The sequence below is a fragment of the Chitinophaga sp. genome, assembly GCF_036569125.1.
In the GTDB taxonomy this organism is placed as follows: domain Bacteria; phylum Bacteroidota; class Bacteroidia; order Chitinophagales; family Chitinophagaceae; genus Chitinophaga.
In genome coordinates this window covers 1-2105 of the sequence record NZ_DATCRF010000433.1, presented here as the reverse complement: position 1 = coordinate 2105, position 2105 = coordinate 1, and the positions used below count along the sequence as shown (strand labels likewise).

2 protein-coding genes are annotated in these 2105 nt (G+C 49.1%); both read right to left on the bottom strand.

Annotated elements, in window-relative coordinates; translation table 11 throughout:
• Window positions 1-605 (bottom strand): DUF5009 domain-containing protein (locus tag VIM87_RS16155; protein ID WP_331997993.1); only part of this gene is annotated, 605 nt, incomplete at its 3' end.
• Window positions 562-2105, bottom strand: a 1544-nt coding sequence (locus VIM87_RS16150; protein WP_331997992.1) for an alpha-N-acetylglucosaminidase, incomplete at its 5' end; no start/stop codon positions are given. The genes VIM87_RS16155 and VIM87_RS16150, both read right to left, overlap by 44 nt.

Below are 2105 nucleotides of genomic sequence, written 5' to 3'. Positions count from 1 at the left end.
GGCACCCACATCATAAGCGCCCAGTAACCCAATAACAAAGCCAGCAGCCATAATACCTGCGCTTTAGGCTTGCAATTAAGATATATAAGCCCCGCAAAGAACCATGCAAGGCCAATGCGCCCAAGCACGCTGGCAAAACGGGTATTTTCATACCCGTCAAATTTCAGCAGGCCGTTTACGATCATACCCAGTAAGATCAGTATGCAGGTACGCCGGAGCATTGACAGATACAGCTTATTCTTTTCCCTGGCAGGCAGCTGCGAGGGATAACGCACATCTGCCAATGCCACTTTCTTTTGTAATGAATAGGGCATGGATACTCCCGCAATAAAAAGGAACAGCGGAAAGATCATATCATAGAACGTAATACCGTTCCATACCGTATGGTGCAGCTGGGCTGAGATCCATATAAAAACCGGCCAGCCGGTAGCTTTCGCAAGGGCATGAAAAATACGCTCGCCGCTCATGATCCAGAACATATCAAACCCGCGTAATGCGTCTAACGAAACAAGTCTTTGTTTCCGGGTAGTATTATCCATAGCAGGAATAGTGTAACCGTTTTTAATATCCATATGCCCCTCCAATTTCAGACCTGTACTTTTCATACACCTGCAGCGCTTTGGCTATGCTGCTGCCTGCCGGCTGTACGGGAAATGCTTTTTGCTCATTCACCCAGCTCCACTCCCACTGCTTAATGTGCTGTTCAAAAAGTTTAAGATCAGGTTCCGTTTGCGTACGTAACGATTGTTGCAGCATCTGAAAGAATTGCGCCCATCTTTTTTTATAGAAATCATTTATCAACCCGCTCCATTGCCGGTTGGCATATTCATGTAAGGGACTTTCCGCATCGCCCCACAGCGTTACCAGGTCGCGGGCATTACGTTCATACAGGGCTTTTTCTGCGGGGGTAGTACCGCAGCGGCGTGCGCTTGCGATCCAGGGGCCCAGCATAAAATCTTTACGGGTAGCCAGCAGGGCATCCATATCACTCATTAGCTGCAAAAACTGATGGCTGTATGCTGCAAATGCAGTACTGTCCTTATCCTTAAAAGCGCTTTTCCATTTTGCCTGTAAGGGAAGCGCATAATTGGCAAGCACCTGCCGGGTAATATCAACAAGGTCATAGCGGAAACCGTCTGTATTCACACCGTTCTTTGCAGCATGAATGAACAGGTCCCATGCGGGCAGCAGCTCTCCGGGCGGGTAATTGAGCCGGGTACGTGTCCATACGGTGGTTGAATCAAAGGTGGGCCGGCCGGTAATAATTGATTCCGCGCCATCCCTTATATCTTTTCCATTGTAAGCGGTAGCCCTTAATACCTGCCAGGCTTTTACCAAACTGTCACTGGCAACGCCATAACGGTTCAGCACATATTTTTTCAGCCATTCATTCAGGTCAACCGGTTTTGTTTGCCAGGTATGCTGCATCATCAGCTCATAGATCACGGGATTCTGTTCAATGGCTTCCATGGTTAAGCCAATGCCCGATAAACGTCCGGAAGCGCTGTCATTTAACGCCATGGCGGGCCCGCTGGCAACGCCATCCATTCTTCCGAAAAGGTTTACGTTGCCGCCAAAATTGTTAAGCATGTTCCAGATCCAGGGTTTGCCATAGAATGCAGCGGTTCTTTTCCATACAGGTTCTATTTCTGCGGCCAGGTCCAGCAAGATCATTTTATTATCGGGAACGGCCTTTAGCAGGGCTTCTATCTGCGGCGCTTTCCAGAACTTCCGGTCGCTGTAGAACAGCCAGCCCTGCATCACCCAAACAGCCGCAGTATCTGCCTGCCGCATGCCTTCATAGATCCTTGCGCTCAGCTTTGACAGAAAGGTAGGATCATCAGAAGGAGGCTCATTTTCATTAAACGTATCGGCGGAATATAAGTGATCGGTACCAAACAGCCGGGTTTGCGCTTCCAGGAATTTCTTCCCGATGGTGGCGAACAACGGGTCTTCCGAATCCAGGATATAGGTATCGGAAAAACCGTTTGTCCAGTTGGTTGCTTTCAGCTTTGCGCCCGGAAATCTTTTCTTAAACGCCGCCGGAACATGGCCGGTAAAAGCAGGAAGCACAGGCGTCATGCCCAGCTCTCTTTCCCGTTTAA